Origin of the sequence: Bifidobacterium sp. M0353 (assembly GCF_016100645.1) — a bacterium.
Classification (GTDB): Bacteria; Actinomycetota; Actinomycetes; order Actinomycetales; family Bifidobacteriaceae; genus Bombiscardovia; species Bombiscardovia choladohabitans.
On the sequence record NZ_JACFSB010000001.1, the window covers coordinates 921,307 to 941,891 of the forward strand.

Consider the following 20,585-nt stretch of genomic DNA (forward strand, 5'->3'; position numbering starts at 1 on the left):
ACGCACGATTAGCGACGCGGCGTGCGGGGTCCGCGGAAAACTTGATAGCCCTTCAGGGCATGGAAAAGGCCACCCCGGAAAGGGATGGCCAGAAAAGAAGTTGAAAGTGAGCTCAGGTTACGCCTTCGCGCCCTTCAGGATGTCCGCGTACTCCTGCCGGTCGTCCTCGTTGAGGCAGGAGAACGCCTGCACCAGCACGTCACGGGGGACATCCACCTTGTACGAGGGGATGGATGCCACAGCGTCGGACAGGGCGAAATACGGCTCTCCGGCCTCGAAACCGCCGTCAAGCGCTGTGAGTTCCCAGTCGTCCATGACCGGAGCGAGATAGGGCCTCAATCGGCGGAAGGCCTGTGCTGCTTCTTGATCAGTCGCCATGCCCTCTCCTTCTCCTTGCCTATTGTCGGGAACGCCGTGTTGATCATGTACCGTCCGTGGGTGTTCCGTTTTTTCTGCAGCCACACGCGGATTATCTCCTCATCAACCAGTCTATATCTTTCCTCCCGCTTCCCGTCCTTCATGCTCTTGACAAGGTCTGGTGCCGCTACGGTCTCCATGACCTCATACCTGACGCGCTTCTCGCTCCATGACGAAGGGAACGCGGTCTTGCCGGACACTTCTGTCCCTGGCCCGTGGTTGCCCAGGATGTGCTCCCAGACCTGCCGGTACGGCTGTATGACCTCATCGGGCCACGGCTTGGACAGCGTGTAGTGCCCGTCGCGCACACCCTCCGGGTAGAGGGCGCGCATGGCCTGGGTGACCTTGTCGGGGCTCGCGCCTCCGGCATTGATGACGCTCTTGCGGTACATGTCCCGCCATTGCGTCTGCGCCCGGGTGAGGGCCCGGTCTGCCCCCCAGCTCGGCACGACCTGGCAGCGGCAATGCCCGTTGTGGAAGGAGCCGCCGAATGTGGCGGTTTGCTCGGACCGGTAGGCGAAGCCCCTGCCGGCCAGCATGACGCAGAACGCGCACGGGCTGTCCCCTTTGGGGACCCTGGCCCATCGCGGCTTCGTCGGGTCGAGTCTGATGTTGGCCTGCATGGTGAGCCTGGCGCTGGTTTCGATCATGTCGGCGATGAACTGCATGGCGTCATCCGGGTTGGACAGGTCTGGCCACAGGTCATCCATGGTGAACCCGGACCGGGAGCGTCCCTCCTTCACCTGCCGGTAGGTCAGGCCCGGCGACCCGGTGTTGTTGAACCCGCCCTGTGTCTTCCACAGTGCCAGGTCGGGGTCGGTCAGACCGGCGTGCTCGAAGTCGGGGAAGTCGGCTCCGGCCGCCTGCTGCCAGAGCTGCCGGATAGTGTCGTAGTAGTCCTCGCTGAGCTGGCTGGCGTCCCTGACGTACTCGGCGACCAGCTCCTTCACGTCCTGCGGGTCACGGGCCAGCAGTTCCGTGATGTCCTCGCCGGCCGACTCGGTCAGGTTTCCCAGGTCGTCCTCATACCCCTTGTGCGCCCGCTCCAGCAGTTTCCGCAGTTCCGTCAGGGTTTCGCCGGTCGGTTTCAGGTTGTTCGCTTCCACCTGCGGCCTCCATGTTCATCCTGGCCCTGAGCTGGTCGATGTTCCCTTGCGCCCTGGCGGCCCGCTGCTCCTTGCGCAGCGTCCTTCGCTGCCGGTCGGAAAGGTCCAGCATGTCGTAGGTCACGTCGCTGTCAGCGGGCAGGATGCCGGCCTGCACCAGTTTGACCGCCGCGTCCGCAGCCGCAGCGCGGCTCGGCGTGGAAGGGTTGCGCCACTGGCAGGCGACCGCCTGCACGCTGCCGTCCGGTCCTGCCAGCTTCTGGGCGCGGTCGATGATCCGCTCCCAGGCGGGCCCGAACCAGGACTGGCATTGCTCGGCGGCCAGGCAGAGCTCCTTCTGGGCCTTGTCGATGGCCTCCGCGCTCGACGGGTTGTCGGTGAGCACCCCCATCATGTCCGGTGGCATGCTCGTGGCAGCCGCGAACATGGAGGCCGTCTGCCGCAGCTGGGCGCTGTGCGGCTCGAACGAGTACTGGGGGAACTGGCCCACTTCCGGCTTCTCCCCGTCCTTGTCCTTCGGGATGGCGAGGATGTGGTCCATCATGAGCTTCCAGGTAGGGATCTCGTTGTCGTTCTCGTCCCGGAACAGCTCCGGCTCGACACCCAGGAAGTACCTGGGCGGCACGGAGTACAGCTCGGCCTGCATTTCGCTGCGCAGGAAGGTTCGCACCGCGCTGTCGGTCAGGCTCATGACGGTGCGGCTGATGCGGCTGCGACCGAAAGGCCGCTTCGCGTCCGGCTTGTAAGCCAGCAGCTCACACGGGATGCGGCCTGTGTTCGGCGTGCAGTCATACACCTGGTACCCGGGCCCTGCGGGGACTATCACGACCGTATGCTCATAGTCCATGAGATAGATGCTCTGGACGGTCTTCCCGTCATCGGTTACCTCGAACAGAAGAGCCGAACTCAGGCCGTGACGGCGTTTGTCCCAGATGCCGGTGGCGTTGTCGGCGCTGAACTCCTGGATGATCGCTTCCGGTTCCCCGATGGAGGTATCGCCACGCAGGACAGCGATGAAGCTGCAGGAGTGGACCAGGGCGTCAGCATGGGCCGAGGTAGCCGTGTTGCGCAGGTCGTTCTCGTCCAGCAGATCAGCCACCTTGCGGGACAGGTCCGAACCGTCCTGCATGGTGACCCCGTCCAGTACGACACGGTTCGCCAATGCCTCGACCGCCTTCTCCGGCCAGCCGACCACGATCTCGATGTCCTTCGCGACCGGCGGCAGGCTGTAGCCGATGTCCTTGAGCTCGTTGCGCCCGTCGTAGTACTTCGACCGCAAACGGTTCCTCCCGCGTTTCTCCAGGAGGCGGCGCAGGAGCCTTCGGTACAGGTCCTGTTCAGCGGCAGTGAGGCCCCTGATGGTCTGTGGGAGCATGATCATCTGATAAGCCTCTGCTTTCTGTCGGGGTCGCGTTTGGTCACCACTGTCCCGTAAAGGGCCAGCGTGCAGGCCACGAGCGGGCTGATGTCGATGTCGCTGCCCATCTTGTTCCACCCGAAGGCCCCGCTGTTGCCGATGTTGCGCGTGGTGGCGTTGGCGACCGCCACATCCAGGGCAGGCTGCGCCGAGCCGCCCAGATGAGTGAGCCTGCCGTCCCTGAGCATGTCCTGGAAACGCCCGCACGCCCGTCCCATGTCCTGAGCCGTCGTGGTGGTCACCCTGACATGCCTGGCTTTCAGGTCCGGCAGGAGCGCCATGGCGGGCGACTGGGCGTCGATGACCACCGCCGCGGTCCTGCCCCACCGTTCGGCGATCCATTCCACGGCCCAGGCGGTGCCTTTCGACCGGGTGGGTTCGAAGGCCTTCAGTTCGATGTGGGCCGACCCGTCAGGGTGCTTCACGCAGCCGCCGATGGCCAGGCTGGACCGGTCCGGCGGCATGTCTATCGCATACCCGACCAGCCCCTCCACGTCAGGATCGTCCACCGCCGTTCCCGACCACTGTCCAGGGTCGATGGCCGATGATGCCACGTTCTCGTCCCAGATGCCCAGGCCCTCGCGTCGGAAGCTGTCCTCGCCCAGCAGGTTGCGCATGCGCTGAATGGCCTCCCCCGAGGTGCGCTTGGGGTAACTGGGGTTCGCCTTGCGCCATTGCGCATGGTCGTTCGTATCGGCGTCACGGTCGGCGCTGAACTCCACGTACAGCATGTCCTTGGACTGCCCGCTCAGGGCTCGCTGCCGTTTCTCGGTGAACACCTCAGCAGGGTCGCCCGGCTTGGGCGGGGTGCCCATGAAGACGATGAGCGGGTTAGTCGCGGTGTTGGTCGCGGGTATCATGTCATCCAAGGCACGTTCGGTCAGGATCTGCGCCTCGTCGAACACCTCGACGTCCACATCGTCGAAACCACGGCCGAACCCCTGCTCACGAGCGCCGAACATGATGCGACTGCCGTTCGTGAACCGGAGCTCCTGCTGCCCGTTCGCCCTCCGTGGAGGACCAACATAGCGTCGGAGCACCTTGTTCTTGGCCAGGGTGGCCATGCTCATGAACGTCTCGTCCGACGTCCTCGTACGGTGCGCGGTCCACAGGACCTTCGTGCCAGGGGTGAGCATGCACTTGATGAACACGTTGCTGCCCACGGTGAAGGTCTTGCCGACCTGGCGGCAGATGCTCATGACTACACCGCCGACCCCCGCCGCGTACCTGCCCGCACCCGTCCTGGCCAGCATCAACGTGCCCAGCCCCTGCTGCCACAGGTCGTACTCGATGCCCGCCTTGGCCGCCACGCGCTGCACGCGTGGGAAGTCGCTGGAAACGATGCCCTCCGGCTGCACCAAGTGGGCGGCAAGCTCAGACAGTCTCCGGTCTGAACCCATCATCCACCACCTCGGCATCCTCATCATCAAGCACCAGGCCCGAGTCAACCCTGTCGTCCAGCTCCCTGCCGACCGACAAAAGCTGCTTGGAAATTCCCGCTATGGCCGTGGCCGGGGTCTCATCATCGGCGAGGGCCTTCTTGAGCACGTCACGGCTGAAACGCAGCAGATCCTCATACGAGTCATCCATCATCCGGTCGAAGTCGGCGCGGTTCAACGACGCATCCACCTGCGGCGACACCTGCACGACCACCTTCCCAATCTTGCCGCAGGTTGGCTCGCCTTGCTTCCTGCGCGCACGGTACGAGGCCTGACGACACTTGGCAGAGCAGTACTTGGCGGAAGGTCTCGCATTCCGGGGCATGCGGCCACCGCACCATTGGCAAACGGCCATACTCCCCACCTCCTAAGCCTCCTGCTCCCGTAACGCGTTACGGTTCCGTCACCCGGGGAGAGATCGGCACTGCACCCGAGGTTGCTGAAGTCCGTCCCCCGGGGGTCCCTCCCCCAGGGTTCACCAGTCGCCGCTGGTCTTCAACGGCAGTGAGGTCGCCTTGACGTCGGTCGCGTGCCCGTGCTGTCTGATTTGTCGTATTCGTTGTCGCGCCCATTCTGGCGTGTGGTTGCTTCGTATACGGTTGCACCATCTGTGGGCGAGGAAGCAATTGTTGTAGTCGTATGGCGAGCCGCCGCGTGAAACGGGTGTCTTCTCGTCGACTTCCGCCGAGCCTGGCAGTCCTGCGGGCAGGGTCTTGTCGACGGGTTCGCCGCATAGCCAGCACACGTCGTAGGATGCTTTGACCCTTGCTATGATCTGGTCGCGCCTCCACCCGTTGGCCCGGCGTCGGTTAGTCCTGGTCATCCGGTGTCTGGGTGATGGCGGTCCATGCGCCTTGCGGGTAGGCTGCGATGGTCTTGTAGTGTCGGCCCCAGAGGGTGAGGGTGCCAGTCCTCTTGTCGACCCGGTAGCCTTTGGCTCCCGGCACCTGGGTGGTGGACTGGCCGGGGTGGGTGATGATGTACATAGCTACCCTCCTACTCTCCGAGCTTGCCTGCTGCCGCTTCCAGCGAGGAAGTGATTCTGTCTTCAAACTCTGCGCCATGTACTCTTGGGGCAACCGCGACAAGAACGCCTCCGATATCGCGGATTTCCGTATATGCGGTTGGCAGGTTGAATTCTGCGGTTGCGGAACCCAGTTCAACACCAGTGTCTTCGTCCTTGATGCTGATTGTCAGTCTGCGACTGATGGGTTTCATGAGTCCTCCAAGGTGAAGGTTGCCCGGCTCGCGTCCATGTGAAGGGAAGTAAAGTTTGGCGTGGCCGGGCAAGTATGCCGATTTCATAACTTTTTGCATTAATTGGACAGCTGTCAGCTGTATCGTCGCTCTTCTTATCGGGTAGTGAAACGTTTCTATTCCTAACGATATGAAAAGAAACGCAGAGAAAAAAGAGATGACAGACAAAGCGCTGAATATGGCTCTGCGCCTTTGACTTTATCAATAAAGTACTCTACTTCCGAAGAAGATAAAAAAGTAAAAGAACTCAGTGGTCACATGCCCAGCCTTATGCTTGCTTTGGAGATATATGACTACCCAGTAAATCGAGAGTTAATAATCTACTATTCTGGAACTTCGGAAGCGGTTCGCAAGAGATTAGAACGTCTCCTAGATACAATTGCTTCGACAAAACCGAATTAAATACTAAGCTTCAAAAGCCAAATAACTGCCCTTTGGGTATCTTACTTGATTTCATCCTCTTCTTGTGCTTTCTTGATGTCATCTGCCTGGACCAATTTAATCAGGCTCTTAAGCAACCAAAGTAATCGGAGAATTCCATTCAAACAGATCAAAACAGCTAGCTCAAAAAACCAAACGGCAGCATGTTTCAATGGACTATATAGTACCAATACTGCAATCAAAGCCAAACCGGTTCCCAGGAAACCGGCGCTACTGACCGATATCCAATTACGAGTCAAAGCTTTTCCGGCTCTTGCTCTCAACTTCCGCAATATGTCGACTGTGGAGAGACCGAAAACAACAACAACTCCAGCAAAACCGGCGACCATTGCGGAAACGCTAAGAATTGCCAAGAAAATCGAAGATTGTTGATCCACAGAAGCTTCAATCAAGCCGTGCCATATATGAGGAAAATCCGGGAGAGCATCCAGCAACCAATGCAACAAAACGATGACACATAAAGCCAGATTTACCTTGCCGGGATCATCTTTGATAAAAGCAGAGCAGCGTATGACAAATGATAAACGCCGCATCATAGCTCTCCAATTCCACAGTTCTTATTCTCTAATCTTTTTTCTAAATTTAGTTATTGCATCCATCATTGCTGCAAGCACAGATTCTGGTGAGGGCTCGTCGTTTTCCGAAGCGCCAACCTGTACCGTCTCGCAATATTTCTCCTTTAGGAAGTCGATAGGGTCTGTCTCTGGATGTTCATCACCAGGTTGAACGACTGTAGCCTCTAGTTTGGACAGTTTCCGATTCGGTTTCTCAGAAGCATCTACAATCTTCTTTACTTCTTCAAGCATCTCGTCAGGCCCTGGACCAAGTGCTCTTGCGTGGCCAAAGCTCAACGTAACGCCGATTGACATCTCCCGTTTTGTTATCTGACTCAGCTCCCCAACCGCTGCATCAACATGAGATCCCTCAATTTTTTCATCCAAGTCAGCATCAGGAACTTCAGTGAAAGCAAAACTCAGCCTTTTCGCCCCAATCGCAGTCCTCAATCGTTTTAATGCATCCTTCGTGAACACTGGGTTCAGCGCGAAGACTCTATTAGTTTTCACATCATCAATGAATGAATCAACCCAATCACTTATGGCTCTAGCCGAAGGTCCATTGGAGCTCCTCATTACAGCGATATAACGAGTACCGGCAACCGGAAGAATATAGCAGGGTTCAAGGATATTGGTGATTCCGAGTTCAGCCGCTTTTGACACTAGGCTCTCAACGCTACCGCCGACATTCTGAACATCAGGCCAATCGATCCTAGGGCGTAACTTACAAAGATACAGGTAATCGACAGATGGAGTTGTACAGCTTCTAGCAGAACAATGATAGCGACGACCACCAAAAGAGTTCCACAACAATGTTGAATTGGAACCCTCTTTTTCCTCAATAGCTTCTTTTTGCTTAATATCTTCGAAAAGTCGTTTCCATCTGTCTTCGCTCCAAGGACTTGCACATTTCGCCTGATCAGTTTCTACGCCTTCATAAAAAACAACTTTTCGCGTTTTAACAACCATGTTACCTTCGTCCCTCAGCCGATTAGGGTATAGATAACACGATAGCATAGAAGGCAATCGTTAATTACTACGCGTAAGGGTCGGACATCTCTGCCCGACCCTGACACTGAAAACGAACTATATCAAATATAGTGTAACAGTTGACTTCTGTCAAGCGCAGGCGACAAGTTCTCCCGTGTCGAAAGTCCACTGCCCTCGGCTTCCTGCTTTCACCGCCGATGGCAGTTTCCCGCGCTTAAGCCACATGTCCACCCTGTTCCTGGTGACTTTCCTGCCGGTCTGCCATTGGGTCCAGTCCGCCGCAACCTTTGGCGTACAGGTAATGGTCTGCCCTTGCAGCTCCTCCACCCTGGCCCGCCTGAGCGCCGACACCGACCAGGTGCTGCCGCAGGCTGGACATGTAACCATCTGGTCATCTGCCACTCCTGGAATGTCGGTCCTGCATGCCGGGTTGAGGCAATGCCCGTGGATGATCCTCTCCTCGGGTGGTGTGATCCGTAGTTTGACCCGCCGGTACGCGTTGGCGAGCTGCCTGTAGTCGCGACCGCTATTGGGCGCGTCCGCAAGCCGGCCCATGCTGGCTTGTAGCCTTTCGATGAGCTTGGGTGCTTTGCCTGCCCAGAGTCCGATGTCGCCTGCCACGTCCTGGAGCGTGTCCTCGACTTGATTGTAGAGATCGGCGGCGCTGATGTCGATGGCCGCCGGGGCGAAAGCCGGATGCGCTCCTCCCCCGGTGCCGGGCGAATAGTGCACCTCCCGCCGTTCGACCCGCTTCAGCTCGACCAAGCCAAGCCTGAGCCCGTGGATCGTCTTGGCGAGCTCCCGCCGATGGGCCTTGCACAAGGGGCCACGAGGCAGGTCCTCACACACAGGGCACCTGACATGCCTCCCATCAATCCGGCGTTCACCTTTCCTGTTCATCGTGTTTCCGTTCTCCTGACCCGTCACCGGCTCCATCCGTCAAGACTCCTTTTAATGGTCTGTTCCACGCTTCCTCGAATTCACGGACCTGCGCACCGCTCAGCCTCGGCAAGCCAGCCAGGCTCCCACGTTTCCGCCTGGGCGCCGGTCTGAACGGTTCGACGCTGATGGGGGCGGCGGCGCAGTCATGCTCAGCCAGGTACATTCCGTCCGGTTCCAGCCCGCAGGACCCGTAGACGCTTACCAGGTATGCCTGCCGCAGCAGCGGATCCCACATGATGCGAGCCAGGTTCCGGCCGAGGATGATCGCATTGGTAAGATCACGACCAGCCCGGATGACCCCCGAATCGTAGGACTCCCACACCCCGTCCTGCAGGCTGACCAGCCACCTGCCGCACGAACCGCAACGCCGGGGCTTCAGCCTCCCGTAATTGCCTTCAGGGCACAGGATGCGAAGCCACGGAGGCTTCCTCCCCCGCCCGGTCATGCGGCTTCTCCCAGCTGTCGGGCGACGGAACCCCATATCGTGTTCAGCTCGCCATCCTGCAGGCCGCTCGCCCGGCCACGAGCGTAGAAGTCCTCGCGGATCCGGTCCAGATTGTCGGGATGGTTCAGCCACCGCCCGTACAGCCAGTCATGCAGGGTCTGGTTCCGCCTCCCCTCCGGCACGGGAGTCATATCCGGCCTGCCCGAACGCTTCACCGGAGCCGCCAGCAGCGCGTCCACACCGTCCACGGGCCCGTGCGCTGGCGGACGGGCGGCCGGCGGTCCCGCCTGCACGCCTTCCACGTAACCGTTGTCCGCCAGCCAGGCTGCCAGCCGACCGGGGAGTACGGGGATCCGGTCCTTCGGCAGGTCGAGCAGCCGGTATTCGCCCGCGACGGTGCGGCTGCCTGCGCCGATCACATACCCCTTGCCTTCGCAGCGCACATCAACGGGGATGCCGGACGCATGCACCCGGTTCTTCAACCTGCCATGCAATCCTTCCGGCATCCGGTAGTACGCGTGCACGCCGCCCGAAGGGGTGCCCACCAGGTAGGTGGCGGGGAACCCTGTTGAACCATAGGGGGCGGCTTCCCGGTTCAGCACGGTCCAGCCGTCATCCCCGCCCGTCTTGGACACATCCATGTCAATGACCATCATGCCTTCACCCGGAACCACCGCATACACGTCACCGGCCGGACGCTTCGACGTGTCCACACGGGGGTCCGCGACACGACGCTTCCAGTTTTTCGCCACCTTCCGCCCGTCCGCGGGAACATACCCGCAGTTGAAGCCGAGCGGGCCGGGCAACGGCATGGGGTCGGCCTCGATGGGTTCCGGCCTGCTCGGCGTCTGCTCCTCCTGGGCTTCGCTGAGAGCCTGCTCCGACGCTTCCCGGTAGGGCCGGAACCGTTGCTCGTCACGTACGACAAGCACACGAGCCGACCGGCCGTCGACCCATTTGAAAGTGCTTTTCAGTCCGAGCTTGTTGACGGAGTTCGCGTGGGCCACAGCGGACTCGTTGTACGGGTTCGCGCCGGACACCACATACCCCTGGGCGACGATGCTGTCCACGATCCACTGCTCCGCCTGGCTCAGATCGTTCGAATCGCCGATCACCACATCACGGTACGGTTCATCACCCTCCAACTGCCACAATTTGCACGACGCCATGATGAACGGGGCCGCGCCATGCTCGGCACGGAACCCCAGCAGCGGGGCGAACTCGTCCGGAGACCTCCCGTCCCTCATGCGGATATACACGAACCTTCTCGCCGACGCGGCCGTCATCGTAGTGATCACAGGATTGTTCGTCGCGATCACGAACGTGCACTTCGGGGCGAAACTCACCGCGTTCTCCTGAATACGCCGAGCCACCACCGTATCCCCCGTGCTGATCTTCTTCAACAGGGTCATCTGCTCCAGGCTGATCGTATCCGCATCCTCGTCATACGCCCACAAGGCGCCGATCAGCTTCACCATCTCCTGATCCGAACTGAACCCGCCCACGCCGCGACGCCCGCCGAGGATCTTCTGCGAATCAACCGCCGTAGCCAACCCGGGGAACGAGGAGGCCAGCATGCCCAGCAGGATCCCCTTGCCGTTCCCCCCATCCCCGTACATGACATAAGTCAGATGCTTGTACGGTTCCAGCACGGGGGTGGCGAACATGCGCCCCAGGTTCCGCGCCGAATGCGCGTCCGCGGTCACATCGTTCATGAACCCGACCGCACGGGCAGCCAGACCAGGGTCGTAGACAGCGTCGATGGTGAGCTCGAACGGGTCGTCGAACAGCAGGTCGCCCTCGCGGATCTGCACGACCCTGCCATCCCGACGCAGGAAGGCCCGGTCGGCGAACTTCACGCCGTGCCGCACCCGTCGGGGCATTTTCGCGCATTCCACCTGCAGCTGCCGGTTCCACGGCAGGTAGGCCTTCGCCTTGGGCACATGGTATTCGCTTTCCAGACTGCTGATCGCATGCCATGTGGCCAGCAGCCGGTTCTCCCCTGTCTGGTCGACATCGCGCACGTAGAGGGTGGCGCCGTCGTCGCCGAGCAGGAGGCTGTTGTTGCGGAAGTCCCAGAGAGCTTTCGCGTATCCGGCTTCGCAGTATGGCGTGACGCTTTTCCTGGTCTGCCGTTTGGGTATGGTGACGGACTGGCCGAGCCTGTCGTAGAAGTCGTGCTCCTCGGACAGGTGGGTGACTCTCATCCCGGTCAGGACGAGACTGACATTGTCCGGCCCGTCCGGAATGGTCGAGCAGTCATGACGGTAATCCGACAACATGGTGAACATGCACTCCAAAGCTTTGTTGGCTGGTTTTCATCACTGGTCCTCACGGGGTCATCACAGGGGGGTGTGATGGTTCTGACCCGTTGGAATCATTGACTTCCTACTCACTTCCTCACTCCATCACCCCTAATCTGTGAGAGAGGAGGTTATATAGGGGTGAGTAGTGGTGTGTGGGTAGGGAACCCCGTGAGGTGTGAGAATCAACGATTTTCGTTGATATTGCAACGGTTACAGCCCTCACGGGGGGTGTGAGGACCCGTGAGGATTGCAATACCCGTGATTCAGAATTCCGGTTGTTCGTCCCCGCCTTGTCGGGGTTGGAGGATTTCGACGACCTGCTGGTAAGCGAGTCCGGTCAGCTCCCCGACCCTTTGCATGCTGTTGCCTGCTGCGGCCAGCTGCCGGACCTGCTGCACCTGCTGAGGCGTCGGCGCGGCTGGGGGCACCGCCTGCACGGGCTGCGCCTGGGGCGTCTGCCGGACGGCGGGAGCGGGCATGGCGGCCGGGCTGGCGGCGGCGCCACTGATCAGGTCGGATGCCTGGTCCTTCGCAGTGACCCTGAAATCGTATACCTTGCTGGGCTGTGGCGCGTTGCCTTCCTGTCGGTAGCCGGTGAACCGTTCCGCCACCGTGTCGCCCACGCGGGGGGATTTCACGCCGGCCTGGCGGCAGGCTTCACGCAGCGCCTTCAGCTGAAGGCCCCAGCCTTTCACCCAGAGGCTGCGCCGCCCGTCATCATCATCCACGGCCGGGTCGCGCAGGCTGGTCTGGATGATGATGTGGATCTGCTCCTTGGGTTTTCCGTCGTTCCAGTAGGCGGGCTGCTGGGTCTGGAAGTCGCGCATCTGCGTGACTTCTATCTTCTCCACTATCCCGCTGACCGTGTCGCCCTGCTTGCTGTCCTTGGTGAAGAACGCGGGGGCGCTGTTGCCGGCCATGAGGTCGTCGAGGCTGCCCAACCCCGCCGGCGCCGTTGCGGCTGGCGCCTGTCCGGGCTGGCTGGTGGCGTACATGTTCTGATTGGTGTTGGCGAACATCATTCGTCTTCTTTCTGTGTTGTTGTCTGCTTATAGGTGGGTTCGATGAGGGGGATGAGCCTGGTCCACTTGCCTGGGACAGAGGGTTGCTCCCCCGTGGCCAGGCCGAGGGGGTCGTCGTCGGGCCAGGCGCCGTCGTTGAAATCGTGGGTTGGGGATTCGGGTAGCTGGTGGATCCACGCGTCCCTGACGCGGGTTCCGTCGCTTTCCTCGATCAGGTCCATGATGTTGACGAGCAGCTGCGCGCGGGCCAATGCCCACCGGCCTGGCCGGGGGTCCCAGTCCGTCTCCCAGGCGATGGCGTCGTTGAGGCTGGCCGCGTTCCTGGGGAGGAAGTAGATGCAGCTGGTCCGGATGGGCAGGTGCTCCCTGTGCAGTCCCGTCCCGTACAGGCTGGCCTGCACCCGGTATTGTTGGCTGACCCCGTGGGCTTTCACCTGGCGGAGGGTGGTCGGGCCGACGATCTTCCAGTCGATGGTCGCCGCGTTCCTGTGGTCGTACAGGTCGATGCTGCCGGTCACGTCGTAGCCGCCGGCCAGCCCGTTCAGCCGGCCCACGGTGACCCGTCGCTCCGTTTCGAACCTCGGCTCCTCACCTTCCTTGTTGAGGGTGGGGAAGTAGTGTTCGAACCGGCTGTGCACGGCGGTGCCGACGAACGGCAGCCAGGAGGGCCCGTGTTGTTGCGGCCATCCCGCGAGTTTGGCGGCCAGCGTGTGCAGGGAGTCGGTGCCGAGTTCGGACGGGCCGATCTCCTTCTGCAGTCCTCTCGGCTGATTGCGCAGGCCGGTTTCGATCAGGGCGAGGATCTCCGGCCATATCCGCGGCCCTCCCCCCGTCCCACTGTCGGTCTCCTGCTGCGCTCGCCGGGCTTGGGCGACGGCGAGCACCGGGTTCCCGCTCAAAGCTCTCCCCCTGCCTGTTCGGCGATCTCGTCGGCGACGTGCTGGCAGAACGCGTCGTGGTCGTCGGCTTTGATGATGTACAGGTCTTCGCTCAGGGCGGCGGCCTGGTCGTAGTCGTGGAGCGCGCGGCCGACCGCCCGCCGGATGACGGGCGTGAGCTGTTTCCTGTTCATGAGATGGTCACCGTGGGTTTCCTGCTGGTCATGACCCCGATGAGCGCGTCCTCGCCGAGCCGTCTGCGGGCCTGTCTGCTGTCGGGGGCGAGCTTGTACAGGTCGGGATGCTTTTCAGGCGGGAACCGTTCCTGGAAGCGGGCGGGGTTGATGGTTTTGGCTCCTGCTTTCACGGTGACTCTCAGCCTGCCGGCCTGGTAGGAGCCTTCGGGCCACTGGTCGAGGATGCTGGTCTTCAACCCGTCGACCTGCTCCTGCATGGTTTTGATCCTGGCCTGCAGGTCGCTGATCTTCAACGCCTGCGCCTCCAGCAGGCGCTGCCTGCCCGCCTGGTCGCTAGTGGTTGTCGTACTGGCGTTTGTCTGGTTCATGGTTGTTGTGTTTCCCTTCTGATGCTGATCCTGTATCTGCCGACCTGGTGGCCGGGATGCTGCTGCCGGTGCTGGCGGCAGGCGTCCAGGACCTGGTCGAGGCTGCCTGCCGGGCCGAGCGGGCCGCAGTTGCGGCAGCGTGCCTGGTATGGGCGCCGGTCAGTCAACCGCGTGCATTTCCGTGGCGGATGGTCCCTGCTGGCTGCTGGGGTGTTGGAGGAGCCAGGCGCATCGCGCCCCAACCGTGATGGCCTGACGTGCTTGCTCCTCCGCGTCGTAGAGGGCTTTCGCCTCCCTGCCCATGGGGCCGTCGTCCTTGGCGAGGAGCTTGTCGGCGGCGGCGAGGAAGTCTGCCCCCGCGTCGGCTATCCTGTTGGCCTTGCCGAGCAAGCCGGCCAGGATGACAGGCATGCGTTCACCGTCGGGCCAGAGCGCGTCCTGGACGGGCTTGTCGATGATGGTCGTGGTCATTTTGTTCCTTCTTTCCTTGTGTGTTGTTGATCCGTATGTATGTGTGAGGCTCGTACTGCTGTCCGTCGCAGGCGAGCGGGTCGCCGGTGTGGCGCCGTCTCATGCCTCGTGCTCCCCGGACGGTGCGGTCGGGCAGGTGTTTGATGATGACCGCCTGGTTGATCTGCCCGTCGTCGAGGTAGGCGACCCTGTTGAGCGCGTCGGTGACGAGCTTGGCGAGGTTGTCGTAGTCGCGGATGTGCCGGTCCGGCATCCAGAACTCCAAACGGATCCCGACCGGGCCTTCCATGGGCAGCATGCCGGGATGCTCGTCCTGCCAGGCTTCCCGGATCGCCTGTTCCGCCTGGAGGGTGCGCGCGGGGTTGACGCCGTGCATGCCGCCGTTCCGGTAGACGCGCGGACGGCCTTTCGGGACCGGCGTCCCCGGGATGGTCAGCTCAAAGACATTCATCCTGGTCCTCCTTCTCCAGAGCCTCCATGCAGGCTGCGTAGCTTGCCAGTCCGGCGAACGCGGACAGGGTGGGGATGATGGCGAGCACGCCGTCCATGGCGGCGGCGACAGCCCAGCATGACCCGAGGAAGGCGGTGACTGCGCACAAGCCGGCAAGCAGCATGGGCATCACGTTTCTCATGAGCGTCCCATCTCCTTCCGTGTCTTGTCGGCGGTTTCCGTGGATGATCGGGGGTTGTTCCCGAGTCTGATGAGTTCACGGCCCAGGGTCTGGATGGTGTCGGCGCATTCATTGAGGAGGTCATCCACCTCGTCGGCGTCATAACCTTCACGCCATCGGGTCACCGTCAACGGCCTGCGCCGGATGTCTTCAGGAGTCAGCAGGGTCATGAGTCCCGCCCCCAAGACCCAGACGAGCACGAGTAGCCGGATCAAGATGCTCAAACTCCAACAAAGCCAAATCATCGGGAGTCATCAGGCACCACCTTCACCTGGTCACGCAACGCCTCACGCATATCCCACACCTCATCAGGCGTGTAAAACTTGCCGTTACCGATAAAGCGGCCAAACGGCCTTGAAACCTTGTCGAATTGGCCCTTAGGGATACCACCCAGCATCTCCTTGATCTCGTCCGGGTTGTAGAAGAGATGCCCCTTCCTGATGGACGAGGCGACGAACTCCTCCTTCAAAGCGTCGTCCTGCTTCACGCCGCCACCCCCACTTCAGCGAGGCGGTAACGGGAGCACTTGTGACCGGTACGGCTACGGCCCTTACGGTCCACAAGCTCGACCAGGCCCTTCCGCACCAGCTCGGACAGGCTCGTGCGGATTGTGCTGTCACCAAGACGGCAGCCAAGCCGCTTCCCGACAAGCTCCTGAAGCCACCACTCCTCCACAGGATGCGACAACCCAGCAAGAGCCCTGATCTTCTCCTCCTGCATCCGGTTCACATCCACCTTCTCCGCCGCCTCAAACGACGTGTGACGGTCCCCCCTCCGCGTAGGAGCACAAGGTATAGTTGATAGGGACATTGAGATACCTCTTTTCTTTGTCACGCCGCAGCGGCAACTGCGGCACTTTTCTTCTTAAAAACGAAATCAATGGAGACGGAATGATTGCTGTAATCAGCCTTGTTGTGAGCATCATCGGGATGGCAGCAACCGTGACAACGGCAATAGTCACCAGCTACGCCAACATCCAGAGGTCCAGACAAGTACCTAAACCCAACATCAAAGCTGAACTCAGATCCGTAAAGGTCGACCACCCAACACCAAGGAAAGGCGTGCTTTTCCCAGAGAACCACCCAGATATCGTCATCAAGGCAATGGCAACCATCCGCTTCACCAATTACGGGGTTGGCGACGCCTACGACATACACGTGAAAGCCACTCAGGACAGGCTCCCGATACCCCATGAACCACGTGAAATATCCATCGCGAGAATGAAGAACGGGGATTACTTTGAAATTCGCGTTCCCGTGAGCTGCCAATTCGGGCATATCCCCGATGACACCGAGGACGAATGGTCCGGAACCGTCGATTACAGCAGAGTCAACCTTGAATTCACATGGAAAACAGCGGCTAATCAAAACGAGGTCCAACATTTCCAGAACTTCCCATCTGCTGTTGAAGCCTGGCCACCAACTCGGCGCAATGCTCAATCTCTGTACGCTGAACAGCCACAGCACAATAAAGACGTGCAACCAACCAAGCGTCAAGACAAACCGCAACAGACAAAAGGATGATCGCCCCATCCTGGAGTAGATTCACCCAATCCATCTCACGCCGCCAATCCGGTGACTGTGAGGGCCTTGGCCTGCGCCTTGTCCCATACCTGGTCGAACAAGGGCCGGTCGGCTTCCGTGTACGCGTAGACTTTGCGGATCTGGCCCGACCCGGTCGTGATGTCCGCACGTTTCGGCTCACACCCATGCGTGGCAATGTAGGCCTGCTTGAGTTTCTTGCCGAACATGCCGCCGCGACGCTGCAGCTCTCGGCTGCCGAGCTGCTTCTCCTTCAGGTAGTCCTGCACATACAAGGGCCGTGATGCTGGGTCGAGCTCCGGGGTCTCACCCATTTCGCGGGCCAGCACGATCCGTGTCTTCGCCTCCAGGAAATCAGGATGCACAAGACCTTCAGCGGCCTGCAAGAGCTCCACCTGCTCCATGCGTCGCAAATGCTGTGCCTTCAGCAGGTGCTCGTTCACCGCCACGCCCGTGTTGAAGTACCGGTCCAGAGCGTCAGCAGCTTCCTGCTGGTAGGCAATGATCAGGTCACGCGCCGCCTGGCTCCGAACCCTTCTCGTGTCGATGGTCGCCAGCCACATCGTGAACGTACGACGATCAACCGCCACCATGTCACGCTGCCGACCATCGGCGGCAACCATATTCATCATGGATATAGTTGCCCAAGGTTGACGCAGCAGACGGTTGTACTGTGACTCATAGCCGATACCCAGGTTCTCGCAGATGGGTTTCAACGCGACCTTCACGGTCTCCCCGTCCTTCTGCGCCTCGATGACCTGACCCCGGAACGGGACCGATACTATACTGGATACTGTCATTTCAACTCCTTCTCAGTCGGATTGACCAGCCCGGTTGCAGCCGGGAACATACTTGTATTTCGCAAACAACAGTTCGAGGGAGAACAAATGGTTACCAACTGGTTATCGGCCGGTGCTGCTGTACTCAGCGCACTTATGGCAGTGCTCTCCTTCGTCTTTGCACGACTGTCCAACAAGAAAGCCAAGCAGGCAGAAGACGAAGCCGACAAAGCAGCCAAAACGTTGAATGACATTGAAACCGAACGAAACAAGATCCTCGAAAATCTCGATAAGCGTGACGAAATCCGAGAAGGCGCACAACCTTGGGAAATCACCAATGAAGTAAACAGTGGCTTCCGCGCAAGGAACATGCTCAATGTCCCTTTGTACGATGTTGACATCACAGATGAAGGCGAAGTACAAATCGTGGACAAAGAAACCCCACTGAAAGAAGTGAAGGATGGCGAGAGTTTCACTTTCGTAGCAATTGCCTTCATGCAGAGCCGCAACCGTCGAGCCTCCATCACTTATTCCTATTCTCCCGGCGGCGAGCAGAAGACTTTCTCCGAGCCCTTGCCTCCCGAAAATAAGACGAGATAAGAACCACAACGGTCCCAGCGGAAAATACCAAGGTCACCATGCAAGCGATCAAAGTCACCAAATCCAGCGCGTTCATATCAACGCCTCCTTACGCCGCCAGCCCGCTGTTGGGCATACAAAATGAATCTGGAAGCATAGATACAGGATCTCTTCGGAGGCAATCCGCATACATAGCTACCTGCCCAATAGAAATTGAGGACTTTCCATTAAGTTGTCTTCGGAGGGTCACGTATGGAGTTCCTGATTGATCCGATAACCATTTGACTGAACGACCTTCTGCTTTTAAAGCAGCACAAATCTTTGAGGCAGTTGCCTTAGTAACGTTTTCTTGATTAACCATATGGCTAATCTAATCACCATACGGATAGACTGTCAAGTTAACTATTTATCTATATGGCTAATAACCTCTCCATCTAGTGCTATTGTGAGACTATGACCGAATATGGAAACCAATTCGCCAAAGCGATAGCAGAGGAACTCCGCGCACAGAAAGCTCGCACTGGAAAGACCAATGAAGAACTGGCAGACGCTGTTGGTGTGAGTGCAGTAACTGTGCTGCGATACCTTCGAGGCCAGCGCCAAATACCGATAGACGTATTTGGAGACCTTTGCAAAGCCCTCGATGTCAGTGCAGCGGATATAACTGCAGCTGCTTTCAATAAAGCACAGGGGAACCTTAACAATGAGGTCGACCCGTCGCAGCTTCCAGATGATGAGAAGATCCAGTACGTGCTGGACAAGATCAAGACCGACGACCAGACGCTGGCCGCGTCGACCGACCCGAACAAGGAACGGGAGGAAGAAGGCGGCGATGGCAGATAAGGCTCCACGGCCTCTCGAAGGGCTGACGTCAAGGATGACGTACGGGCAGATGCGCAGATACGCCGACAGCCTCGACATCACCATCGGCAGCGCACACCTCCCCCACGGGAAGACCGGCTTCTACGACGAAGCCACCCGCACCATCCTCATCGACCGCCGCCTTCTCTACTGCCAGAAACGGTGCACGCTCGTCCACGAGCTCATTCACTGGCAGCACGCCGACAACACCCGGACAGGCGTCTACGGCTCCCGCGTCGAACACCGCACCAGGAGGGAGACCGCGCTGAAGCTGATCGACCCGCTCGAATACCGGACAGCCGAAGCCGTGTACGAGGGGGACGCATACCAGATCGCCTGCGAACTCGACGTCACCCTTCAGGTCATACAGGACTACCGGCGGCTACTCGATTCAAACGCAACCGTTTCAATCAGGTTCCCAGAGCCGACAATCGCATAACCGGCTGGCATGTCCTCCTGATAGGCTGCAAAAGTCACGGAAGACCAGAAGGAGAAGAGAATGAAGAAGGGTATTTCCGTATTGGCTGCCGTTGCGGCCATGGTTATGTCCCTCGCTCTTGCAGGATGCGGGGGGCAAAGCAACCCAGACTCCACGGTGAACACGAATGATCCTGAGTCTCAACAGACTGAGCAGGAACCTAAGACAAACTCCCGGGGCAATCTTGTCAAGCACATTGGAGACAAAGCGTCTGTTTCTGGAGATGACGGCAAAGAACTCGCCAACTGGACTGTGACGGCGATCAATCTCAGCCCGCAATGCACAGAGTCCTATCAAGCGCCAGTGAAGAATGGACACCTGGTGGCGCTTGATGTCCAGGTCAACACCACTCCAAAACTGCATGGGAGTATGTACGACCCATTCCATATAGGCTCGGGAAGCTTATGGAAATACATCGGTAAGGATGGAAGCTTGTGGAACGGGGATTTATTGAATGAATCTACCGTCTCTTGTATACCTTCAACGGAGATGCTCCCTTCCGACATCGGGCCCGGTTCGAAAGCCCAAGGAAAGATCATTCTCGATCTCCCGCAGACTGATGGCAGTCTTGTATTCTCTCCTGTGGAAGGAGATGGGTGGGAATACCCACTCCAATAGGACATGACAGGTCCAGGCCCCGCTTAGGTGGGGCTATGTTTTAGCATGTTATCGGATAGTTAAAGTCGTGTTCAGCGGTGATTGCCTTTTGCTGCCGACAAGGTGAGGAGAAAGGACTCCATTCCCCATGGATGAGGAAACCCAGGTGATGCCAAGCATCCAAACCGACACCCCGGAGCAGGAGGAACCACCAATGCCTCCTCCTGCGGACAACGGCAACAAGCCCAGGCATTCGGGGCAGTCCGGGAGAAAATTCCCCTGGCTGGTCGCAATCATCGCGTTTCTTCTAGGCATCGGCATGGCTTCATGCGGTGATCATGGTCCGAAGGAATCACAGGAGTACAAGGATCTGGCCGCGAAATACTCCGAAACAGCAGACGACCTCAAGAGTACCCGTAAGGAGCTCGACCGGACCGAAAAGGACCTGAAAACAGCAACCGAGAAAGCCGATCAGTGGGATAAGGAGCAGGAAGACAAGAAAGCAGCAGAAGAGAAAGCCGCCAAGCACAAGGCAGACCAGGAACAAGCAGAACAGCAGGCACAACAACAGGCCCAGCAGCAAGCCGCCCAGCAGGCGCAACAGCAGGCGCAACAGCAGGCGCAACGGCAGGCGACTAAACAACAACCCGCCATGGCACCTGTCGCGCCTGAGCCGCGCTCCGGAGACGGCCCCACGGTTCACAGAGGGGCTTTCTGCACCCCAGCCGGAGCCACGGGTCGTTCAGATCGCGATAGCAACATCCTCACATGCAGAACCGCCCGTGATGGTCGGCTCCGCTGGATGAACTAGGAGAGAGAGAAAAAAACA

The 20,585-nt window shown here is 59.6% G+C and carries 29 protein-coding genes; 6 read left to right on the plus strand and 23 right to left on the minus strand.

Annotated elements, in window-relative coordinates; genetic code table 11:
• Nucleotides 1-117: 117 nt before the first annotated feature.
• The 22 genes from H3V04_RS03725 to H3V04_RS03830 form a co-directional block, all read right to left on the minus strand.
• On the minus strand, nucleotides 118-378 hold the full coding sequence (locus H3V04_RS03725; protein WP_198187239.1) for a hypothetical protein: 261 nt from the start codon (nucleotides 376-378) through the stop codon (nucleotides 118-120).
• Nucleotides 336-1,523 (minus strand): hypothetical protein, encoded by a 1,188-nt coding sequence (locus H3V04_RS03730; protein WP_198187240.1) that lies wholly within the window; start codon nucleotides 1,521-1,523, stop codon nucleotides 336-338. The genes H3V04_RS03725 and H3V04_RS03730 overlap by 43 nt, the downstream gene beginning before the upstream one ends.
• Nucleotides 1,441-2,904, minus strand: a complete 1,464-nt coding sequence (locus tag H3V04_RS03735; protein WP_198187241.1) for a phage portal protein — start codon at nucleotides 2,902-2,904, stop codon at nucleotides 1,441-1,443. The genes H3V04_RS03730 and H3V04_RS03735 overlap by 83 nt, the downstream gene beginning before the upstream one ends.
• A complete protein-coding gene (locus tag H3V04_RS03740) occupies nucleotides 2,901-4,343 on the minus strand; it encodes a terminase (RefSeq protein ID WP_198187242.1) in 1,443 nt (480 codons plus the stop codon). Before H3V04_RS03740 ends, H3V04_RS03735 begins: the two co-directional genes overlap by 4 nt.
• Complete coding sequence (locus H3V04_RS03745) at nucleotides 4,315-4,704, minus strand: hypothetical protein (RefSeq protein ID WP_198187243.1); 390 nt, start codon at nucleotides 4,702-4,704, stop codon at nucleotides 4,315-4,317. Before H3V04_RS03745 ends, H3V04_RS03740 begins: the two co-directional genes overlap by 29 nt.
• 484 nt (nucleotides 4,705-5,188) lie before the next feature.
• The gene (locus H3V04_RS03750; protein WP_198187244.1) at nucleotides 5,189-5,365 is read right to left on the minus strand and encodes a hypothetical protein; all 177 of its coding nucleotides are present in this window, start codon (nucleotides 5,363-5,365) and stop codon (nucleotides 5,189-5,191) included.
• A gap of 10 nt (nucleotides 5,366-5,375) precedes the next feature.
• Nucleotides 5,376-5,597, minus strand: a complete 222-nt coding sequence (locus tag H3V04_RS03755; RefSeq protein WP_198187245.1) for a hypothetical protein — start codon at nucleotides 5,595-5,597, stop codon at nucleotides 5,376-5,378.
• Nucleotides 5,598-6,079: 482 nt separating this feature from the next.
• Nucleotides 6,080-6,613, minus strand: coding sequence for a hypothetical protein (locus H3V04_RS03760; RefSeq protein ID WP_198187246.1), 534 nt, complete (start codon nucleotides 6,611-6,613; stop codon nucleotides 6,080-6,082).
• 21 nt (nucleotides 6,614-6,634) lie between these two features.
• The gene (locus tag H3V04_RS03765) at nucleotides 6,635-7,600 is read right to left on the minus strand and encodes a DUF6731 family protein (protein WP_198187247.1); all 966 of its coding nucleotides are present in this window, start codon (nucleotides 7,598-7,600) and stop codon (nucleotides 6,635-6,637) included.
• Nucleotides 7,601-7,750: 150 nt separating this feature from the next.
• On the minus strand, nucleotides 7,751-8,470 hold the full coding sequence (locus H3V04_RS03770) for a type II toxin-antitoxin system RelE/ParE family toxin (RefSeq protein WP_198187248.1): 720 nt from the start codon (nucleotides 8,468-8,470) through the stop codon (nucleotides 7,751-7,753).
• A gap of 34 nt (nucleotides 8,471-8,504) precedes the next feature.
• Nucleotides 8,505-9,008: a hypothetical protein gene (locus H3V04_RS03775; RefSeq protein ID WP_198187249.1), complete on the minus strand. Its 504-nt coding sequence runs from the start codon at nucleotides 9,006-9,008 to the stop codon at nucleotides 8,505-8,507.
• A complete protein-coding gene (locus tag H3V04_RS03780) occupies nucleotides 9,005-11,299 on the minus strand; it encodes a bifunctional DNA primase/polymerase (protein ID WP_198187250.1) in 2,295 nt (764 codons plus the stop codon). The genes H3V04_RS03775 and H3V04_RS03780 overlap by 4 nt, the downstream gene beginning before the upstream one ends.
• A gap of 278 nt (nucleotides 11,300-11,577) precedes the next feature.
• Nucleotides 11,578-12,336 carry a hypothetical protein gene (locus tag H3V04_RS03785; protein WP_198187251.1) on the minus strand — a complete coding sequence of 253 codons (759 nt, stop codon included), beginning with the start codon at nucleotides 12,334-12,336 and terminating at the stop codon, nucleotides 11,578-11,580.
• On the minus strand, nucleotides 12,333-12,974 hold the full coding sequence (locus H3V04_RS03790) for a hypothetical protein (protein WP_232342448.1): 642 nt from the start codon (nucleotides 12,972-12,974) through the stop codon (nucleotides 12,333-12,335). Before H3V04_RS03790 ends, H3V04_RS03785 begins: the two co-directional genes overlap by 4 nt.
• A gap of 257 nt (nucleotides 12,975-13,231) precedes the next feature.
• Nucleotides 13,232-13,408 carry a hypothetical protein gene (locus H3V04_RS03795; protein ID WP_198187253.1) on the minus strand — a complete coding sequence of 59 codons (177 nt, stop codon included), beginning with the start codon at nucleotides 13,406-13,408 and terminating at the stop codon, nucleotides 13,232-13,234.
• Nucleotides 13,405-13,779: a hypothetical protein gene (locus tag H3V04_RS03800; protein ID WP_198187254.1), complete on the minus strand. Its 375-nt coding sequence runs from the start codon at nucleotides 13,777-13,779 to the stop codon at nucleotides 13,405-13,407. The genes H3V04_RS03795 and H3V04_RS03800 overlap by 4 nt, the downstream gene beginning before the upstream one ends.
• Nucleotides 13,780-13,938: 159 nt before the next feature.
• Nucleotides 13,939-14,250: a hypothetical protein gene (locus H3V04_RS03805; RefSeq protein WP_198187255.1), complete on the minus strand. Its 312-nt coding sequence runs from the start codon at nucleotides 14,248-14,250 to the stop codon at nucleotides 13,939-13,941.
• Complete coding sequence (locus H3V04_RS03810; protein WP_198187256.1) at nucleotides 14,195-14,701, minus strand: RusA family crossover junction endodeoxyribonuclease; 507 nt, start codon at nucleotides 14,699-14,701, stop codon at nucleotides 14,195-14,197. The genes H3V04_RS03805 and H3V04_RS03810 overlap by 56 nt, the downstream gene beginning before the upstream one ends.
• Complete coding sequence (locus tag H3V04_RS03815; RefSeq protein WP_198187257.1) at nucleotides 14,688-14,882, minus strand: hypothetical protein; 195 nt, start codon at nucleotides 14,880-14,882, stop codon at nucleotides 14,688-14,690. Before H3V04_RS03815 ends, H3V04_RS03810 begins: the two co-directional genes overlap by 14 nt.
• A complete protein-coding gene (locus H3V04_RS10410) occupies nucleotides 14,879-15,136 on the minus strand; it encodes a DivIVA domain-containing protein (RefSeq protein ID WP_269748858.1) in 258 nt (85 codons plus the stop codon). Before H3V04_RS10410 ends, H3V04_RS03815 begins: the two co-directional genes overlap by 4 nt.
• Before the next feature lie 26 nt (nucleotides 15,137-15,162).
• On the minus strand, nucleotides 15,163-15,408 hold the full coding sequence (locus H3V04_RS03825) for a hypothetical protein (RefSeq protein ID WP_198187258.1): 246 nt from the start codon (nucleotides 15,406-15,408) through the stop codon (nucleotides 15,163-15,165).
• Nucleotides 15,405-15,731: a hypothetical protein gene (locus H3V04_RS03830; protein WP_198187259.1), complete on the minus strand. Its 327-nt coding sequence runs from the start codon at nucleotides 15,729-15,731 to the stop codon at nucleotides 15,405-15,407. The genes H3V04_RS03825 and H3V04_RS03830 overlap by 4 nt, the downstream gene beginning before the upstream one ends.
• Between H3V04_RS03830 and H3V04_RS03835 the strand changes: the two genes are divergently transcribed.
• Nucleotides 15,719-16,444 (plus strand): hypothetical protein, encoded by a 726-nt coding sequence (locus H3V04_RS03835; RefSeq protein WP_198187260.1) that lies wholly within the window; start codon nucleotides 15,719-15,721, stop codon nucleotides 16,442-16,444. The genes H3V04_RS03830 and H3V04_RS03835 overlap by 13 nt on opposite strands.
• A 35-nt stretch (nucleotides 16,445-16,479) precedes the next feature.
• Here the strand turns inward: H3V04_RS03835 and H3V04_RS03840 are convergent, their stop codons facing one another.
• The gene (locus H3V04_RS03840) at nucleotides 16,480-17,262 is read right to left on the minus strand and encodes a phage antirepressor N-terminal domain-containing protein (protein ID WP_198187261.1); all 783 of its coding nucleotides are present in this window, start codon (nucleotides 17,260-17,262) and stop codon (nucleotides 16,480-16,482) included.
• A gap of 87 nt (nucleotides 17,263-17,349) precedes the next feature.
• On the opposite strand from H3V04_RS03840, the gene H3V04_RS03845 reads away from it, so the two are divergent.
• The 5 genes from H3V04_RS03845 to H3V04_RS03865 all read left to right on the plus strand — a co-directional run bounded on the left by H3V04_RS03845 (nucleotide 17,350) and on the right by H3V04_RS03865 (nucleotide 20,567).
• Complete coding sequence (locus H3V04_RS03845; protein WP_198187262.1) at nucleotides 17,350-17,841, plus strand: hypothetical protein; 492 nt, start codon at nucleotides 17,350-17,352, stop codon at nucleotides 17,839-17,841.
• Nucleotides 17,842-18,273: 432 nt separating this feature from the next.
• Nucleotides 18,274-18,663 carry a helix-turn-helix domain-containing protein gene (locus H3V04_RS03850; RefSeq protein WP_198187263.1) on the plus strand — a complete coding sequence of 130 codons (390 nt, stop codon included), beginning with the start codon at nucleotides 18,274-18,276 and terminating at the stop codon, nucleotides 18,661-18,663.
• A complete protein-coding gene (locus H3V04_RS03855) occupies nucleotides 18,653-19,120 on the plus strand; it encodes a hypothetical protein (protein WP_232342450.1) in 468 nt (155 codons plus the stop codon). Before H3V04_RS03850 ends, H3V04_RS03855 begins: the two co-directional genes overlap by 11 nt.
• Before the next feature lie 60 nt (nucleotides 19,121-19,180).
• Nucleotides 19,181-19,777 carry a hypothetical protein gene (locus tag H3V04_RS03860; protein ID WP_198187264.1) on the plus strand — a complete coding sequence of 199 codons (597 nt, stop codon included), beginning with the start codon at nucleotides 19,181-19,183 and terminating at the stop codon, nucleotides 19,775-19,777.
• Between the two features lie 127 nt (nucleotides 19,778-19,904).
• Nucleotides 19,905-20,567 (plus strand): hypothetical protein, encoded by a 663-nt coding sequence (locus H3V04_RS03865; protein ID WP_198187265.1) that lies wholly within the window; start codon nucleotides 19,905-19,907, stop codon nucleotides 20,565-20,567.
• The last annotated feature ends 18 nt before the right edge of the window (nucleotides 20,568-20,585 follow it).

Coding starts and splice junctions, on each gene's coding strand:
- H3V04_RS03735 (WP_198187241.1), bottom strand. CDS start 2,904: ATGATCATGCTCCCACAGACCATCAGGGGCCTCACTGCCGCTGAACAG.
- H3V04_RS03795 (WP_198187253.1), bottom strand. CDS start 13,408: ATGAACAGGAAACAGCTCACGCCCGTCATCCGGCGGGCGGTCGGCCGC.
- H3V04_RS03765 (WP_198187247.1), bottom strand. CDS start 7,600: ATGGTTGTTAAAACGCGAAAAGTTGTTTTTTATGAAGGCGTAGAAACT.
- H3V04_RS03780 (WP_198187250.1), bottom strand. CDS start 11,299: ATGTTCACCATGTTGTCGGATTACCGTCATGACTGCTCGACCATTCCG.
- H3V04_RS03725 (WP_198187239.1), bottom strand. CDS start 378: ATGGCGACTGATCAAGAAGCAGCACAGGCCTTCCGCCGATTGAGGCCC.
- H3V04_RS03845 (WP_198187262.1), top strand. CDS start 17,350: ATGGTTACCAACTGGTTATCGGCCGGTGCTGCTGTACTCAGCGCACTT.
- H3V04_RS03850 (WP_198187263.1), top strand. CDS start 18,274: ATGACCGAATATGGAAACCAATTCGCCAAAGCGATAGCAGAGGAACTC.
- H3V04_RS03775 (WP_198187249.1), bottom strand. CDS start 9,008: ATGACCGGGCGGGGGAGGAAGCCTCCGTGGCTTCGCATCCTGTGCCCT.
- H3V04_RS03740 (WP_198187242.1), bottom strand. CDS start 4,343: ATGATGGGTTCAGACCGGAGACTGTCTGAGCTTGCCGCCCACTTGGTG.
- H3V04_RS03815 (WP_198187257.1), bottom strand. CDS start 14,882: ATGAGAAACGTGATGCCCATGCTGCTTGCCGGCTTGTGCGCAGTCACC.
- H3V04_RS03755 (WP_198187245.1), bottom strand. CDS start 5,597: ATGAAACCCATCAGTCGCAGACTGACAATCAGCATCAAGGACGAAGAC.
- H3V04_RS03855 (WP_232342450.1), top strand. CDS start 18,653: ATGGCAGATAAGGCTCCACGGCCTCTCGAAGGGCTGACGTCAAGGATG.
- H3V04_RS03750 (WP_198187244.1), bottom strand. CDS start 5,365: ATGTACATCATCACCCACCCCGGCCAGTCCACCACCCAGGTGCCGGGA.
- H3V04_RS03760 (WP_198187246.1), bottom strand. CDS start 6,613: ATGATGCGGCGTTTATCATTTGTCATACGCTGCTCTGCTTTTATCAAA.
- H3V04_RS03860 (WP_198187264.1), top strand. CDS start 19,181: ATGAAGAAGGGTATTTCCGTATTGGCTGCCGTTGCGGCCATGGTTATG.
- H3V04_RS03785 (WP_198187251.1), bottom strand. CDS start 12,336: ATGATGTTCGCCAACACCAATCAGAACATGTACGCCACCAGCCAGCCC.
- H3V04_RS03840 (WP_198187261.1), bottom strand. CDS start 17,262: ATGACAGTATCCAGTATAGTATCGGTCCCGTTCCGGGGTCAGGTCATC.
- H3V04_RS03805 (WP_198187255.1), bottom strand. CDS start 14,250: ATGACCACGACCATCATCGACAAGCCCGTCCAGGACGCGCTCTGGCCC.
- H3V04_RS03865 (WP_198187265.1), top strand. CDS start 19,905: ATGGATGAGGAAACCCAGGTGATGCCAAGCATCCAAACCGACACCCCG.
- H3V04_RS03830 (WP_198187259.1), bottom strand. CDS start 15,731: ATGTCCCTATCAACTATACCTTGTGCTCCTACGCGGAGGGGGGACCGT.
- H3V04_RS03810 (WP_198187256.1), bottom strand. CDS start 14,701: ATGAATGTCTTTGAGCTGACCATCCCGGGGACGCCGGTCCCGAAAGGC.
- H3V04_RS03745 (WP_198187243.1), bottom strand. CDS start 4,704: ATGCCCCGGAATGCGAGACCTTCCGCCAAGTACTGCTCTGCCAAGTGT.
- H3V04_RS03800 (WP_198187254.1), bottom strand. CDS start 13,779: ATGAACCAGACAAACGCCAGTACGACAACCACTAGCGACCAGGCGGGC.